At 69.2% G+C, this 14,736-nt stretch carries 13 protein-coding genes; 9 read left to right on the top strand and 4 right to left on the bottom strand.

Features of this window, described 5'->3' with window-relative positions:
* The first annotated feature begins 81 nt into the window (after positions 1-81).
* Genes CY658_RS25810 through CY658_RS25795 form a run of 4 tightly spaced genes read left to right on the top strand, consistent with a single transcriptional unit; the run spans position 82 to position 6,594 of the window.
* The gene (locus CY658_RS25810; protein WP_101492910.1) at positions 82-798 is read left to right on the top strand and encodes a TetR/AcrR family transcriptional regulator; all 717 of its coding nucleotides are present in this window, start codon (positions 82-84) and stop codon (positions 796-798) included.
* Positions 795-2,282 (top strand): efflux transporter outer membrane subunit, encoded by a 1,488-nt coding sequence (locus CY658_RS25805; protein ID WP_101492909.1) that lies wholly within the window; start codon positions 795-797, stop codon positions 2,280-2,282. Before CY658_RS25810 ends, CY658_RS25805 begins: the two co-directional genes overlap by 4 nt.
* The gene (locus CY658_RS25800; protein ID WP_101492908.1) at positions 2,279-3,463 is read left to right on the top strand and encodes an efflux RND transporter periplasmic adaptor subunit; all 1,185 of its coding nucleotides are present in this window, start codon (positions 2,279-2,281) and stop codon (positions 3,461-3,463) included. The genes CY658_RS25805 and CY658_RS25800 overlap by 4 nt, the downstream gene beginning before the upstream one ends.
* Before the next feature lie 20 nt (positions 3,464-3,483).
* Entirely contained in the window at positions 3,484-6,594 is a 3,111-nt protein-coding gene (locus tag CY658_RS25795; protein WP_101492907.1) for an efflux RND transporter permease subunit, read from the top strand.
* 87 nt (positions 6,595-6,681) lie between these two features.
* Here the strand turns inward: CY658_RS25795 and CY658_RS25790 are convergent, their stop codons facing one another.
* From CY658_RS25790 to CY658_RS25775, 3 genes are all read right to left on the bottom strand, one after another.
* Positions 6,682-8,205 (bottom strand): tripartite tricarboxylate transporter permease, encoded by a 1,524-nt coding sequence (locus CY658_RS25790; RefSeq protein WP_101492906.1) that lies wholly within the window; start codon positions 8,203-8,205, stop codon positions 6,682-6,684.
* 13 nt (positions 8,206-8,218) lie between these two features.
* The gene (locus CY658_RS25785) at positions 8,219-8,770 is read right to left on the bottom strand and encodes a tripartite tricarboxylate transporter TctB family protein (RefSeq protein ID WP_101492905.1); all 552 of its coding nucleotides are present in this window, start codon (positions 8,768-8,770) and stop codon (positions 8,219-8,221) included.
* Between the two features lie 145 nt (positions 8,771-8,915).
* A complete protein-coding gene (locus tag CY658_RS25775) occupies positions 8,916-9,875 on the bottom strand; it encodes a tripartite tricarboxylate transporter substrate binding protein (RefSeq protein ID WP_101492904.1) in 960 nt (319 codons plus the stop codon).
* Between the two features lie 151 nt (positions 9,876-10,026).
* Between CY658_RS25775 and CY658_RS25770 the strand changes: the two genes are divergently transcribed.
* Genes CY658_RS25770 through CY658_RS25755 form a run of 4 tightly spaced genes read left to right on the top strand, consistent with a single transcriptional unit; the run spans position 10,027 to position 13,479 of the window.
* The gene (locus CY658_RS25770; protein ID WP_101492903.1) at positions 10,027-10,710 is read left to right on the top strand and encodes a response regulator transcription factor; all 684 of its coding nucleotides are present in this window, start codon (positions 10,027-10,029) and stop codon (positions 10,708-10,710) included.
* 17 nt (positions 10,711-10,727) lie between these two features.
* Complete coding sequence (locus CY658_RS25765) at positions 10,728-12,143, top strand: sensor histidine kinase (protein WP_374221134.1); 1,416 nt, start codon at positions 10,728-10,730, stop codon at positions 12,141-12,143.
* 19 nt (positions 12,144-12,162) lie between these two features.
* Positions 12,163-12,624, top strand: a complete 462-nt coding sequence (locus CY658_RS25760) for an RNA-binding S4 domain-containing protein (RefSeq protein WP_101492901.1) — start codon at positions 12,163-12,165, stop codon at positions 12,622-12,624.
* A gap of 48 nt (positions 12,625-12,672) precedes the next feature.
* Positions 12,673-13,479 (top strand): PPK2 family polyphosphate kinase, encoded by an 807-nt coding sequence (locus tag CY658_RS25755; RefSeq protein WP_101492900.1) that lies wholly within the window; start codon positions 12,673-12,675, stop codon positions 13,477-13,479.
* A gap of 34 nt (positions 13,480-13,513) precedes the next feature.
* On the opposite strand, the gene CY658_RS25750 is transcribed toward CY658_RS25755, so the two are convergent.
* A complete protein-coding gene (locus CY658_RS25750) occupies positions 13,514-14,194 on the bottom strand; it encodes a hypothetical protein (protein ID WP_101492899.1) in 681 nt (226 codons plus the stop codon).
* Positions 14,195-14,367: 173 nt separating this feature from the next.
* Here CY658_RS25750 and CY658_RS25745 point away from each other — a divergent pair, with 173 nt between their 5' ends.
* Entirely contained in the window at positions 14,368-14,736 is a 369-nt protein-coding gene (locus CY658_RS25745; RefSeq protein WP_101492898.1) for a c-type cytochrome, read from the top strand.

The raw sequence follows: 14,736 nt of genomic DNA, 5'->3' as shown, positions 1-14,736 counted from the left end.
GACATGCAACCAAAAACAAAAGCCTTCAGCAAGCCTTAAGTAAATCAATCGTTTGATTTCGACCGTGCTCTAATCGCGCCGATGAACGCCCGGGACCCCCTTACCCCAGCGCCCACGCCGCCCCCGCGCCGCGCCCCCCGAGCCGACGGCGCCGAGGCGCGCCACCGCCTGCTGCACACCGCGCTGCGGTTGTTCGCCCAGAACGGTTTCGCCAAGACCTCGATCCGCGAAATCGCGCGCGAGGCCGGCGTGAACGTGTCGGCCATCAGCTACTACTTCGGCGACAAGGAGGGGCTGTACGGCGCCACCTTCAACGAGCCGATGGGCAGCGATTCGAACGACCTCGTGGCCGCCTGCAACGTGCCCGGCCAGTCGCTCGAGGACACGCTGCGCATCTGCATGGCGGCCATGATCGATCCGCTCAAGCAGGGCGAAATCGTGCGCCAGTGCATCCAGCTGCACATGCGCGAGATGCTGGAGCCCACCAGCCAGTGGGCCAAAGAGCTGGAGCGCGACATCAAGGGGCCGCACCGCGCCATCGTTGAACTGCTGTGCCGGCACCTGCAGATGGCGCGCGCCGACGACGACATCCACCGCCTGACCTTCGCGATCACGGGGCTGTCGATGCAGCTGTACGTGAGCCAGGATTTCATCGAGGCCCTGCGCCCGTCGCTGCTGCGCACGCCGCGCGCGATCGACACCTGGGCCGACCGGCTCACGGGCTACGCGATGGCGCTGGTCCAGGCCGAAACCGCACGCCGCCGCCAGGTGGCCGCCGAGCAAAGAAAGAAGCCATGAGACGACTCCGACGGATTGCCCTTGTTCTGAGCCTGCCGCTGGGCCTCGGCCTGGCAGGCTGCGGCCTCACGCGCCCGCCCGCCTCGGTGCCGGCGCCCTTCCCCGCGCAGTGGCATGCGCCCCTGCCCCACGGCGGCTCGCTCACCGCGCTGGCCGACTGGTGGCGCCAGCTCGACGATCCGCTGCTGGTCGAGCTGATCGCCGCCGCCGAAACCGCCAGCCCCAACCTCGCAAGCGCCGCCGCGCGCGTCACCGAGGCGCGCTTCACGCGCGTTCAGGCCGGCGCGGCGCTGCTGCCCAGCCTGGACGGCACGGCGTCGGCCAGTCGGGGTGTCTCGGGCTCGTCGTTCGGATCGGGTGGTTCTTCGAGCAGCAGCACCGCCATTGCGCCCGTCACCACGCTGCAGGCCGGCCTGCAGTCGAATTGGGAGATCGACCTGTTCGGCCGCCTGCGCGCCGACCGCGACGCGGCCCAACAGAAGCTCGACAGCGCCACCGCCAAGTGGCACGACGCCCGCGTCGCCGTGGCGGCCGAAACGGCCAATGCCTATTTCGCCGAGCGCGCGTGCCAGCTGCAATTGAACGTGTCCGAGTCCGATGCCAAGTCGCGCGGCGAAACGGCACGGCTCACCGACCTGTCGGCGCGCGCCGGCTTCACCGCACCGGCCGACGCCGCACTCGCACGGGCCAGCGCCTCCGACGCCTCCGGCCGTCTCACGCAACAGCGCGCCCTGTGCGCGGTGCAGCGCAAGGCGCTGGTCGCGCTCAGCGGCCTCGACGAACCCACGCTCGTGCAGAAGCTCGCAGCCTCGCCCACGCAGCGCGCGCTGCCGGTGGTCGGCGCCATCGCCAGCGTGCCGGCGCAGGCGCTCTCGCAGCGGCCCGACGTGTACGCGGCCGAACTCGGCGTGGCCTCGGCCAGCGCCGAGGTGGGCTCGGCCGAGGCCGAGCGCTACCCCAAGCTCACGCTCTCGGGCTCGATCGGCCGCATGCAGATCCGCACCAGCGGCTTTCGCGAATCGCTCGACACCTGGACGGTCGGGCCGCTGTCGCTCACCGTGCCGCTGCTCGACGGCGGCGCGCGCGCGGCCAACTCCGAGGCCGCCAAGGCGCGCTACACCGAGGCCGTGTCGCTCTACCGCGCGAACGTGCGCCAGGCCGTGCGCGAGGTCGAAGAAGCGCTGGTGAACCTCGACGCCACCACCGCACGCAGCACCGACGCCGACAGCGCGGTGAAGAACTACCAGGCCTCGTTCGACGCCACCCAGGCCCGTTTCAGCAGCGGCCTGGCCAGCCTGTTCGAGCTCGAAGATTCGCGGCGCACGCTGTTCGCCGCGCAGACCGCGCGCGTCTCGCTGCAGCGCGAGAGCACCGAAGCCTGGGTTTCGCTGTACCGCTCGATGGGCGGCGGCTGGAGCCGCCCCACTGAAGCATCGTCCCCAATGACCTCCACCCCGGCCGCCAAGGTCGCGACGTCGCCATGAAAACAATGAAGCGTTCCACCCTGTTCTTCGCGCTGCTGGCGCTGATCGTCGTCGTTGCCGCAGGCCTGTGGCTCACGCGCAAGCCGGCCGACGACAAGGCCGCATCGGCCGCCAAGACCCCGGCCCAGCGTCCCGCGCTGACCGTCTCGGTCGCCAAACCCGAAGCCACCGAACTGACCGTCACGCTGGCCGCCAACGGCAACGTGGCGGCCTGGCAGGAGGCCGTGATCGGCTCCGAGTCGAACGGCCTGAAGCTGGCCGAGGTGCGCGTCAACGTCGGCGACACCGTGAAGAAGGGCCAGGTGCTCGCGGTGTTCTCGCCCGAGACGGTGCAAGCCGACATCGCGCAGGCGCGGGCTTCGCTGGCCGAGGCCCGCGCCTCGGCCGCCGACGCCGCCGGCAACGCCGCGCGCGCCCGCACGCTGCAGGCCACGGGCGCACTGAGCCAGCAGCAGATCAACCAGTACCAGACCACCGAACAGACCGCCAAGGCGCGCGCCGAAGCGGCCGAGGCCGTGCTGGCCGCCCAGCAGGTGCGCGGTCGCAACACGCAGGTGCTGGCGCCGGACGAAGGCGTCATCTCCGCCCGCACCGCCACGGTCGGCAGCGTGGTCGGCGCCGGCACCGAGCTGTTCCGCCTGATCCGCCAGGGCCGGCTCGAATGGCGTGCCGAAGTCACCTCGGCCGAGCTGGGCCGCATCGCCGTCGGCACGCCGGCCTTCGTGGTCAGCGCCAGCGGCGCGCAGGTGAAGGGCACCGTGCGCAGCATCGCGCCCACGGTCGATCCGCAGACGCGCGCGGCGCTGGTCTATGTCGACCTGCCCAACGTGCAGCAGAACACCGGCGTGAAGGCCGGCATGTTCGCGCGCGGCGACTTCGAGCTCGGCCGCAGTTCCGCGCCGACCGTGCCGCAAAGCGCGATCGTGCCGCGCGACGGCTTCAACAACGTCTTCACGCTGCTGCCCGACGGCCGCGTGGCGCAGGTCAAGGTGCAGACCGGCCGCCGCCTGAAGGACCGCGTGGAAATCACCAGCGCACTGCCCGAGGGTGTGCAGATCGTGGTGCAGGGCGCGGGCTTCCTCAACGACGGCGACCTGGTGCGCGTGGTGGACGCCACGCCCACGGCCGCTGCACCTGCCACCCCGGCGAAGGCAGCGGCATCCGCGCCTTCACCTAAATAAGCAAGCACAAAGGACACGCCATGAACGTTTCCGCCTGGTCCATACGCAACCCCATTCCGGCGGTGATGCTGTTCGTGCTGCTCACCTTCGGGGGGCTGCTGTCGTTCAACGCCATGAAGGTGCAGAACTTCCCGGACATCGACCTGCCGACCGTCACGGTCTCGGCCTCGCTGCCCGGCGCCGCGCCGTCTCAGCTCGAAACCGACGTCGCGCGCAAGCTCGAGAACTCCATCGCCACCATCCAGGGCCTGAAGCACATCACGACCAAGGTGCAGGACGGCGCCGCCACGCTGATCGTCGAGTTCCGCCTCGAGAAGCCCGTGCAGGAGGCCGTCGACGACGTGCGCTCGGCCGTGCAGAAAGTGCGCGCCGACCTGCCCGCCGACGTGCGCGACCCGGTCGTCACCAAGCTCGACTTCGCGGCCCAGCCGGTGCTGGCCTTCACCATCGCGTCGTCGCGCATGGACGGCGAGGCGCTGAGCTGGTTCGTCGACAACGACATCACCAAGAAGCTGCTCGCGCTGCCCGGCGTGGGCGCGGTGAACCGCGTGGGCGGCGTCACGCGCCAGGTGCACATCGATCTCGACCCGAGCAAGCTGCAGGCACTGGGCGCCTCGGCGGCCGACATCTCGCGCCAGCTGCGCCAGGTGCAGACCGAAAGCGCGGGCGGTCGCATCGACCTGGGCGGCAGCGAACAGCCGGTGCGCACCATGGCCACCGTGCAGTCGGCCGACCAGCTCGCCGACATGCAGATCGCGCTGAGCGACGGCCGCCGCATCCGCCTGGACCAGGTGGCGCGCATCAGCGACACCATCGCCGAGCCGCGCGCCGCCGCGCTGCTCAACGGCAAGCCGGTGGTGGGCTTCGAAGTGGCCCGCAGCCGCGGCGCCAGCGAGGTGGAAGTGGGCCGCGCCATTCAAAAGGCGTTGGCCGACCTGCGCGTGCAGCGCCCCGACATCGAGCTGACCGAAGCCTTCAACTTCGTCGACCCGGTGGAAGAAGAGTACGACGGCTCGCTGCACCTGCTGTACGAGGGCGCCATCCTCGCGGTGATCGTGGTGTGGCTCTTCTTGCGCGACTGGCGCGCCACCTTCGTCTCGGCGGTGGCGCTGCCGATGTCGGTGATTCCGGCCTTCATCGGCATGCACCTGCTGGGCTTCTCGGTCAACGTGATCTCGCTGCTCGCGCTCTCGCTGGTGGTCGGCATCCTGGTCGACGACGCCATCGTGGAGGTCGAGAACATCGTGCGCCACCTGCGCATGGGCAAGTCGCCCTACCAGGCGGCCATGGAGGCGGCGGACGAAATCGGCCTGGCCGTGATCGCCACCACCTTCACGCTGATTGCGGTGTTCCTGCCCACGGCCTTCATGAGCGGCGTGGCCGGCAAGTTCTTCAAGCAGTTCGGCTGGACCGCGTCGCTCGCGGTGTTCGCTTCGCTGGTGGTGGCGCGGGTGCTCACGCCGATGATGGCGGCCTACATCATGAAGCCCATCCTCACGCAGGAGAAGGAGCCGGGCTGGCTGCGCTGGTACATGCGCGCCGTGGAGTGGAGCACGCACAACCGCTTCAAGACGATGGTGATGGCCACCCTCTTCTTCTTTGGCTCGCTGGCGATGATCCCGCTGCTCAAGACCGGCTTCATTCCGGCCGACGACAACTCGCAGACGCAGGTCTACCTGTCGCTGCCGCCGGGCTCCACGCTGGCGCAGACCACGGCCGCGGCCGAGGAAACGCGCCGCCGCGTGATGCAGATCAACCACGTGAAGAGCGTCTACACCACCGTGGCGGGTGGCAGCGCCGGCGGCGACCCGTTCGCGAACTTCGGCACGCCCGAGACGCGCAAGGCCACGCTGACGATCCAGCTCGACCCGCGCGGCGACCGGCCGCGCAAGCAGCTGATCGAGAAAGAGATCCGCACCGCGCTCGAGACCCTGCCCGGCGTGCGCAGCACCGTGGGCCTGGGCGGCTCGGGCGAGAAGTACATCCTGGTGCTCACCGGCGAAGACCCGGCGGCGCTGTCGGCGGCCGCGGGCGCGGTCGAGAAAGACCTGCGCACCATTCCCGGCCTGGGCAACATCACCTCGACCGCGAGCCTGATCCGTCCCGAGATCGCCGTGCGCCCCGACTTCGCGCGCGCCGCCGACCTGGGCGTGACCAGCTCGGCCATCGCCGAAACCTTGCGCGTGGCCACGCTGGGCGACTACGACCAGGCGCTGGCCAAGCTCAACCTCGCGCAGCGGCAGGTGCCGATCGTGGTGAAGCTCGAAGACTCGGCGCGGCAAGACCTCGACCTGATCGGACGCCTGTCGGTGCCGGGCGCGCGCGGGCCCGTCATGCTGAGCCAGGTGGCCTCGCTCACGATGGAAGGCGGCCCGGCCGTCATCGACCGCTACGACCGTTCGCGCAACGTCAATTTCGAGATCGAGCTGTCGGGCGTGGGCCTGGGCGACGCCAAGACCGCGGTCGAGGCCCTGCCCTCCATCCAGAAGCTGCCGCCCGGCGTGCGCATCGCCGAGGTGGGCGACGCCGAAGTGATGACCGAGCTGTTCGCCAGCTTCGGCCTGGCGATGCTCACGGGCGTGCTGTGCATCTACATCGTGCTGGTGCTGCTGTTCAAGGACTTCCTGCACCCGGTGACCATCCTGTGCGCGCTGCCGCTCGCACTGGGTGGCGCCTTCGTGGGCTTGCTGATCGGCCAGAAGGCGCTGTCGATGCCCTCGCTGATCGGCCTGATCATGCTGATGGGCATCGCCACGAAGAACTCGATTCTTCTGGTCGAGTACGCCATCGTGGCGCGCCGCGACCACGGCATGAGCCGCTGGGACGCACTGCGCGACGCCTGCCACAAGCGCGCGCGGCCCATCATCATGACCACGCTCGCCATGGGCGCCGGCATGCTGCCGATTGCCGTCGGTTTCGGTGCTGCCGACTCGAGCTTCCGCTCGCCGATGGCGATGGCGGTGATCGGCGGGCTCATCACCTCGACCGTGCTGAGCCTGCTGGTGGTGCCGGCGGTGTTCACCTACGTGGACGACATCGAGCACTGGATACGGCGCACCGTGCGCAAGCTGCGCGGGCAGCCGGCCGATCCGCACATCGACGACGACCTGGTGGAGGCGCCGCAGCGCTGAGCGGAGCGGAGCGGAGCGGCCAAAAAAAAATGCCGCGGGCGCCAATCGCCCGCGGCATATGAATCAGAAAAAACTCTGTCTGGCGCGTCAGGCGTCCAGCTGCGCCAATCGCTTCAGCTTGCGTTCGCTCATGCGCTTGGCCAGGCGCGGCAGCACCAGCACGGCGACGATGACGACGATCACGACGATCGACTCGGGGCGCTGGAAGAACACGACCGGGCTGCCCTGCCCCATGGCGATGGCGTTGCGCAGGTTGGCTTCGGCGAGCGGGCCGAGGATCATGCCGACCACCACGGGGGCGGTCGGGAAATCGAAGCGCCGCATCACCACGCCGAGCAGGCCGATGCCGAACAGCAGGAACAGGTCGAAGGTGTTCTGGCGCATGCCGTAGGCACCCACGGTCGCGAAGATCAGGATGCCGGCGTACAGCTGCGGCTTCGGAATCTTGAGCAGCTTCACCCACAGGCCGACCATCGGCAGGTTGAGCACCAGCAGCATCAGGTTGCCGATGTACAGCGAGGCGATGAGCGCCCAGACCAGCGCGGCCGAGGTGGTAAAGAGCTGCGGGCCCGGCTGGATACCGTAGTTCTGGAACGCGCCCAGCATGATGGCCGTGGTGTTCGACGTGGGAATGCCCAGCGTGAGCAACGGAATCAGCGCGGCGGTCACGGTGGCGTTGTTGGCGGCCTCGGGGCCGGCCACGCCTTCAATGGCGCCGGTGGTGCCGAACTCGGCCTTGGCGTCCTTGTCCTTGGCCAGCTTCTTCTCGGTCGCGTAGCTCAGGAAGGTCGGGATCTCGGTGCCGCCAGCCGGAATGCAGCCGAAGGGCGTGCCGATGGCCGCACCGCGCAGCCACGCGGGAATCGAGCGCTTCCAGTCGCGCGCGGTCATGTGCACGCGGGTCAGCTTGTTCTGGCCCTCGACCACGCGGCCTTCGTACAGCACCGCGTACAGCACTTCGGCCACGGCGAACAGGCCCACCGCCACCAGCACGATCTCGATGCCGTCGAGCAGCTCGGGCATGTTGCCGGTGTAGCGGCCCTGGCCGGTGATCTGGTCCAGGCCCACGCAGCCCATGGCCAGGCCGACGAACAGCGCCGTCATGCCGCGCAGCGTGCTCTTGCCGAGCACCGCGCTCACCGTGGTGAAGGCCAGCAGCATCAGCAGGAAGTACTCGGGCGCCGCGAGGCGCACCGCGTAGTCGGCCACGAAGGGTGCGAACAGCGTGACGACCACGGTGGCAATGGTGCCGGCCACGAAGGAGCCGATGGCCGCGGTGGCAAGCGCAGCGCCCGCGCGGCCGCTCTTGGCCATCTTGTTGCCCTCCATCGCCGTGACCATGCTGGCGGTTTCACCGGGCGTGTTCAGCAGGATCGAGGTGGTCGAGCCGCCGTACATGGCGCCGTAGTAGATGCCCGAGAAAAAGATCATCGAGGCCGTGATGTCGACCTTGCCGGTGATCGGCAGCAGCATCGCCACCGCCACGGCGGGGCCGATGCCGGGCAGCACGCCCACGGCCGTGCCCAGGGCACAGCCAATGAGGCACCACAGCAGATTGATGGGGGTGATCGCGGCCGCGAAGCCGGTCATCAGTGCGTTGAAGATATCCATGACGTCGCTCCGCTCAGATCCAGCCGGTGCTGGTGAGACCCGGCAGGCTGATGGCCAGGAACTTGGTGAACATCCAGAAGACCGGCGCCGAGATCGCCAGGCCGGTCAGGAAGTCGGTGACCCAGGTGGCGGGCGCATTGACCTTCGCCTGCCCGGCGGCGCGGCGCAGGCCTTGCACAGCCAGCAGGTAGCACAGCGTGCAGCTCAGGATGAAGCCGATGCTGGTGATGAGCGCTGCATTGAGCAGCAGGCCCGCCGCCACCCAGACGAAGCCGGGCCAGTAGCCCTTGTCGGCGCCCGAGGGTGCGTCGAGTTCGCGGAAGCCGCCACTGAACGCTTCCCAGGTGATCCACGCCCCGCAGACCATCAGGACGATCGAGACCATCCAGGGGAGGAAGTTGGGGCCGACGCCGCCGTAGCCGGCTTCGGAAGATATGTCGATGGCGCCGTAGGCCAGCGCAGCGCCGGTCAGCAGCACGCCGACGCCGACGAGGTATTGCGGCCAGGGGGCCGCGCCGGAGGTGGCCTCAGCAGCGTGAGAGACCGAGGATTCTGGAGTTGTCATTTTTTGCTCCCGCAGTCGTGGGGGAAAAGAACGGCCTCCTTCCAGAAACACCGCGGAACTGGCTCTGCCGGGCCGCAGGTGTTGCCCCCGGAAGGGGGAAGGCGCGCGCGACACGAAGTGCGCGCAGCCTGGGGGCGAGCCTGGTTCAGACCATGCCGGACTTGACCATGATGGCGCGCAGCGCGGCAAAGTCGTCGTCGACGAACTTGGCGAAGGCGTCGCCCGAGAGCACGGCCGGCGTCCAGGCGTTCTTCTTGAGCGATTCGGCCCACGAGGCGCTCTTGAGCGCAGCCAGCACCATCTCGGTCAGGGCCTTGCGCTGCTCGGCCGAGATGCCGGGCGCGCCGTACACACCGCGCCAGTTGCCGATCTCGACGTCGATGCCCTGCTCCTTCAGCGTGGGCACGTTGATGCCCGGCAGGCGCTGGGCCGAGGTGACGGCAATGGCCTTCATCTTGCCGGCGGCGATGTACTCGGCGAACTCGCTGTAGCCGCTGCCGCCGATGGTGACGTTGCCGCCCAGGATGGCGGCGGTGGCTTCACCGCCTCCGCGGAAGGCCACGTAGTTGATCTTCGACGGGTCGGCGCCGACCTTCTGCGCGATCATGGCCGCGGCGATGTGCTCGGTGGAGCCGCGCGAACCGCCGCCCCACTTCACGCTGCCCGGGTCCTTCTTGAGCTGCTCGACCACGTCCTTCATGGACTTGAACGGCGAGTTCGACGGCAGCACGAACACGTTGTATTCGGTGGTCAGGCGCGCGATGGGCGTGGCCTGCGACAGGTTGACCGGCGGCTTGCCGGTGATGATGCCGCCCAGCATGACCGAGCCCATGACCATCAGCGCGTTGGCGTCGCCCTTGGAGCCGTTGACGAACTGGGCCAGGCCCAGTGCACCGGCGGCACCGCCCTTGTTGTCGTAGGCGACGGTGTCGGCGGCCTTGGCGTCGGTCAGGGCCTTGCCCAGCGCGCGACCGGTGGTGTCCCAGCCGCCGCCCGGGTTGGCGGGGATCATCATCTTGACGTTGGCGGCAGCACGCGCCGACAGCGGCAAGGCGCCGGCAGCGGCCAGTGCGGCCAGGGACTTCAAAAAGGTATCGCGACGCATCGTTGGTGTCTCCTCAAAACTTGGGAACGGGTGGAACCTGACTTGGACCTGAGCCGCTATCATGCGCCGCCCCGCTGTCAGTTGGCTGTCCACCAGACTGGGGAAAACACCGAAGCAGCACCCACCGACCACCCACCGATCCGCGCCCCGTATGAAGCTGCTGCTCGTCGAAGACGACCCCTCGATGCAACTCACCCTGCAGCGCACGCTCGGGCGCCGGCACATCGACGTGCGCATCTGCGGCGACGGCGCGCAGGCCCTCACGCAATGGCGCGCCATCGAGCCCGACGTGGTCGCGCTCGACCTGAGCCTGCCCAACGTCGACGGCCTGCAGGTGCTGGCGCAGGCGCGCTCCGAAGGCCTGCGCACGCCGGTGCTGCTGCTCACCGCGCGCGGCACGGTGGGCGACCGCATCATGGGCCTGAACGCCGGCGCGGACGACTACCTGCCCAAGCCCTTCGACCTGGACGAACTCGAGGCCCGCATTCGCGCGCTGCGCCGGCGCAGCCAGAGCGCCGGGCCCGAGGCGGCAGTGATGACTCCGATGGAGGTCGGCGGCCTGCGCTTCGAGCCCGACAACGGCGCCATCTATCACCGCGCCGACCTGCTCGAGGTCACCCCGCGCGAGCTGGCACTGCTCAAGGCGCTGATGATGAAGCCCGGCCACGCCGTCACGAAGGAGCGCCTGTTCGAGCTGGTGTTTCCGGGCGAGGCCAACGTGCAGTACGAAGCCATCGAGGTGGTCGTGTACCGCCTGCGCAAGAAGCTGGTGGGCACGGGCACGGTGCTGATGACGATGCGCGGCCTGGGTTACCTCTTGCGGGCCGAGAGTTGACGGCAGGCATGCGGCAGATGATGTCGTCCCTGCGCGCACGTCTGCTGCTCGGCATCCTCGTGCCGGTGGCGGTGTTCGTGGTGATCAACAGCGTGAGCCTGTACCGACAGAGCCTGGCAGCGGCCACTACGGCCTACGACCGCACGCTGCTGGCCTCGGCCAAGACCATCGGCGAGCAGCTCGACGTGGAAGGCTACGACGACATGGCGCGGCTGCGCGCGATCGTGCCCTACTCAGCACTCGAGGCCTTCGAGGCCGACAACCGCAGCCGCCTGTTCTACCGCGTGTCGGCGCTCGACGGCGAAATGGTCTCGGGCTTTGCCGAGCTGCCGTTCTGGCGCGGCCGCATCCCCGACCGCGGCGCGTATGCGGCGCTGGTCGATTTCTACGACGCCGAGTTTCGCGGCCAGCCGGTGCGCGTCGCCGTGATGCTGCAGCCGGTGGCCAGCGCGCGCGGTCGCGGCATGGCCGTGGTGCAGGTCGCCGAAACACTGGAGCTGCGCGAAACGCTGGTGCGCAAGCTGCTGCTCGACATGCTCTGGCGCCAGCTGCTGCTGATGGGCGTGATCGCACTCGTCACCGTGGTCGTCGTGCAGCGCGCCACGCGGCCGGTGCGCGAGCTTGGCGAAGCCATCGAGCGGCGCCCGGAAGACGACCTGTCGCCCATCGACGCGCCCGGCGCCCCCGCCGAGCTGCGCCCGCTGATCGACGCCACCACCGAGGTCATGGGCCGGCTGCAGCGCCTGCTCGACCACCAGAAGCGCTTCGTGCGCGACAGCGCCCACCAGCTGCGCACGCCTCTGGCGGTGCTCAAGGCGCAGGTTCAGTCGGCGCGCCGCGGCGACGTGGCGCCCGAGCAGGCGCTGGTCGAGATCAGCCAGACCGTCGAGCGCGCCACCGCGCTGGCCAACCAGATGCTGTCGCTGGCGAAGGTGGAGCAGCTGCGCCAGCAGCCCGAATCCGCGGTGCTCGACCTGGGCGACGCGGTGCGCCACATCGCGCTCGACCTGTCGCCGCTCGTGGCCGACAAGGCGCTCGACTTCGAACTGGCCGCCGACGACGCCGTGACCGTGCGCGCGCACCAGTGGATGCTGCAGGAGCTCACGCGCAACCTGCTGCACAACGCCATCAAGCACAGCCCCCTGGGCGCCCCGCTCTCGGTGCGCGTGCACGCCGAGGGCGACGACGCCGTGCTCACCGTGCGCGACGACGGCCCGGGCATTTCGACCGAGTTGCGTCAGCGCCTGTTCGCGCCGTTCGCGGCGGGCAACACCTCCAGCGGCTCGGGCCTGGGCCTGGCGATCTGCCGCGAGATCGTTCTGGCGCTGGGCGGGCGCATCAGCCTGGACAACCGCACCGCGCCCGGCGCCGGCGGTACCGTGATCGGGCTCGACGCCGTGGTGCGGCTGCCGCTGTCGCGCCACAATGGCTGATCTTTCTTTTCCAACCTTCATGGACCGTCTGCGCATCGACAAGTGGCTCTGGGCCGCCCGCTTCTTCAAGACCCGTTCGCTGGCCGCGGACGAAATCGGCAAGAACCGCATCCAGGTGAACGGCGACGTCGCCAAGGCCTCGCGCGAGGTCAAGGCCGGCGACACGGTCGCGCTGCGCATGGGCCCGCTCACGCGGACCGTGACCGTGCGCGGCCTCAGCGGACAGCGTGGCCCGGCGCCCGTGGCCCAGCAGCTGTACGAGGAAACGCCCGAGAGCCTGGCGGCGCAGGCCGCCTTCCGCGAGCAGCGCCGCATGGGCAGCGAGCCCGCACTGGCCATCGAGCAAGGCCGGCCGACCAAGCGCGACCGGCGCGAGATCGACGGCGTGCGCCACCAGGCCGAGTGGGACAACCGCTGGAGCGCGTCGATCGACGACAACGACGACCCGCACCCGCCGCCGACCGGCCGCCCGCAGCGCTGATTCGCGTACCCTGCGGGCTTCGTTTCTTTTTTGACGGAGCGCCTGCAGATGTCCAAGTTCAAGAAGTACCGCGTCGGCGACAAGTTCAAGCTCTCGCGCATCGACCCCGACGACACGTCCTTTCTCACGGGCGACGAGGCGGCCCAGCGCGCCGCGCTCGATGCGATGGCGCTCGAACTCGACGAACTGCAGGACGTGCTGCACGCCGAAGGCCGGCGCAAAGTGCTGCTGGTGCTGCAGGGCATGGACACCAGCGGCAAGGACGGCACGGTGCGCTGGGTGTTCTCGCGCACCTCGCCGCTGGGCGTGCGGGTGACGGCCTTCAAGGCACCGAGCGAAGAGGAGCGCGCGCACGACTACCTCTGGCGCTGCCACGCCGCCGTGCCGCGCACCGGCGAGATCATGGTGTGGAACCGCAGCCATTACGAAGACGTGCTGGTGCCCGTGGTCGAAGGCTGGATCGACGGCGAGGAAGCCCGCCGCCGCTACGCGCAGATCAACGATTTCGAACGGCTGCTCACCGAAACCGGCACGGTCGTCGTCAAGTGCATGCTGCACATCGACAAGGACGAGCAGCGCGAGCGCCTGCAGGCCCGCATCGACACGCCCGGCAAGCAGTGGAAGTTCAGCATGGGCGACCTCGAAGTGCGCACCAAGTGGGCCGACTACCAGAAGGCGTATCAGAACGCGCTGGCCGCCACGTCGAGCGACCACGCGCCGTGGCACGTGATTCCGGCCAACAGCAAGCGGCACCGCAACATGGTGATCGCGCAGCTGCTCGTGAAGACGCTGCGCGACATGAAACTGAAGGCCCCGCCGCCCGACCCGGCGCTCAAGGGCATGGTCGTGAAGTGACCTGATCCGCGAGGGGTTCGCGGAAGGTGCGGGCTCAGGAGCGGCGCACGGGCGCCGTGGAGCGCATCGGCGTCTGCGCCAGCACGCGGCAGTTGCCGAACTCGCAGCGCACGGCCCAGGCCACGCCGTTCGCGCACGGCACGCTGTAGTTTTCGTAGCCCGGCCCCTTGGCCGTCATCTCGGCGCGCGGCAGCACGTTGCAGCGGCCAGCCTTGGCCAGTTGCTCGACGTTGTAGGTGTCGACACCCGTGCGGCGCGGCTTGAGCGCGAGCACGGGGTTGAAGCTGTTGCCGTAGAACGTGTCCTGCACATTCGGGTCGAGGTTGCGGTAGCCGCGCTTGGCCATGCAATGGACGATGGCGATCTGCTGGTGCTCGGCAATCAGCGCGCCACTGGGGCGGCTGTTCCAGTCGATGACGGCGGCGGTGATGCCGGTGTACGAGGCCGCGGCAACGATGCCCTGGCCGTGCACGGTGATGAGGCCCAGGCCCAATGCGGCCCACATGGCGTCGCCCGATTCGCTGCGCGCGGTGATGCGGGTGGCGGCCGTGCGGCAGTCGGCCACGTCGCTGTCGTAGCGCACCTTGTCCACGCCTTCCATGGCGACCATCGGCATGTACGACATGCCGGTACCTTGCACGGGCCCGGTCGGCGGTGCGCTGGCGCATCCGGCCAGAACCACGGTGGCCAATGCCATGCTGAGCAGCAACTTCATGGGATCCCTCGTCCTCTTCGCGGTAGTTGCGAAGGATTTAACCATACATATAGTTACTTCTGAATCGACTTGTCGCGAATGAGCGACGGCCTTCGGGCGGGGCATTCGGCCCGCGATCCGGGGTACGCAAAAGGGCAAGGTACAGTTTTCACCTGCTCCGAGTTCCCCCGTCCATGCACCGCACGTCCCGACTTCCCGCTTCCCACCTGCTCCCGCTCGCACTGGCCGGCCTTCTGGCCACCGCATCCTTCGGCGCCGCGGCCCAGCAGCCGCAGCCTTCCCCCGTCGACCTGGCGCGCAAGAACGCCTGCATGGCCTGCCACGGGCTGGTGCACAAGCAGGTCGGGCCGGGCTTCGCGCAGATCGCCGACCGCTACCGGAACGACGCCACTGCGCCCGCGCGCCTGGCCGACAAGATCCGCAACGGCAGCGTCGGCACCTGGGGCCGCGTGATCATGCCGCGCCAGAGTTTGGTCACGGAGGCCGACGCGCAGGTGCTCGCGCGCTGGGTGCTGGCGCAGCAGCAACCACCCGCCCGCTGA

The organism is Variovorax sp. RO1 (assembly GCF_002849325.1).
Lineage (GTDB): Bacteria > Pseudomonadota > Gammaproteobacteria > Burkholderiales > Burkholderiaceae_C > Variovorax.
The sequence above is the reverse complement of the archived record's forward strand: the minus strand, read 5'-3'. Positions and strand labels throughout refer to the sequence as shown.

Coding starts and splice junctions, on each gene's coding strand:
- CY658_RS25810 (WP_101492910.1), top strand. CDS start 82: ATGAACGCCCGGGACCCCCTTACCCCAGCGCCCACGCCGCCCCCGCGC.
- CY658_RS25805 (WP_101492909.1), top strand. CDS start 795: ATGAGACGACTCCGACGGATTGCCCTTGTTCTGAGCCTGCCGCTGGGC.
- CY658_RS25800 (WP_101492908.1), top strand. CDS start 2,279: ATGAAAACAATGAAGCGTTCCACCCTGTTCTTCGCGCTGCTGGCGCTG.
- CY658_RS25795 (WP_101492907.1), top strand. CDS start 3,484: ATGAACGTTTCCGCCTGGTCCATACGCAACCCCATTCCGGCGGTGATG.
- CY658_RS25790 (WP_101492906.1), bottom strand. CDS start 8,205: ATGGATATCTTCAACGCACTGATGACCGGCTTCGCGGCCGCGATCACC.
- CY658_RS25785 (WP_101492905.1), bottom strand. CDS start 8,770: ATGACAACTCCAGAATCCTCGGTCTCTCACGCTGCTGAGGCCACCTCC.
- CY658_RS25775 (WP_101492904.1), bottom strand. CDS start 9,875: ATGCGTCGCGATACCTTTTTGAAGTCCCTGGCCGCACTGGCCGCTGCC.
- CY658_RS25770 (WP_101492903.1), top strand. CDS start 10,027: ATGAAGCTGCTGCTCGTCGAAGACGACCCCTCGATGCAACTCACCCTG.
- CY658_RS25765 (WP_374221134.1), top strand. CDS start 10,728: ATGATGTCGTCCCTGCGCGCACGTCTGCTGCTCGGCATCCTCGTGCCG.
- CY658_RS25760 (WP_101492901.1), top strand. CDS start 12,163: ATGGACCGTCTGCGCATCGACAAGTGGCTCTGGGCCGCCCGCTTCTTC.
- CY658_RS25755 (WP_101492900.1), top strand. CDS start 12,673: ATGTCCAAGTTCAAGAAGTACCGCGTCGGCGACAAGTTCAAGCTCTCG.
- CY658_RS25750 (WP_101492899.1), bottom strand. CDS start 14,194: ATGAAGTTGCTGCTCAGCATGGCATTGGCCACCGTGGTTCTGGCCGGA.
- CY658_RS25745 (WP_101492898.1), top strand. CDS start 14,368: ATGCACCGCACGTCCCGACTTCCCGCTTCCCACCTGCTCCCGCTCGCA.